Genomic DNA, 239 nt, shown 5'->3' with positions numbered 1-239 from the left:
AGGGCGGGGGCCCGGCCAGCCTCGACAGCGGCGCCCCGGTCGGTGAGGAGGGGTACACCTACGAGTACGAGACCTCGAGCGAGGACGCCGGTATCACCCACTACCACTGCGTACCCCACACCGCGGTCGGCATGCACGGCGGCCTCGCCGTCGGCGGCGATGTCGCCACCGTCGAGGTCGGCGGCGGCGGCAACACCGGGTGGCCGGAGAGCATCGCCTACGTCGGCGTTCCGCTTCAC

1 pseudogene is annotated in these 239 nt (G+C 72.8%); it reads left to right on the top strand.

The window, feature by feature from the left end:
* Positions 1 to 239 (top strand): annotated as a pseudogene (locus EXE44_RS19330) (halocyanin); the annotation flags it as partial.

Origin of the sequence: Halorubrum sp. SS7 (assembly GCF_005435055.1) — an archaeon.
Taxonomy (GTDB): Archaea; Halobacteriota; Halobacteria; order Halobacteriales; family Haloferacaceae; genus Halorubrum; species Halorubrum salinarum.
The sequence above is the reverse complement of the archived record's forward strand: the minus strand, read 5'-3'. Positions and strand labels throughout refer to the sequence as shown.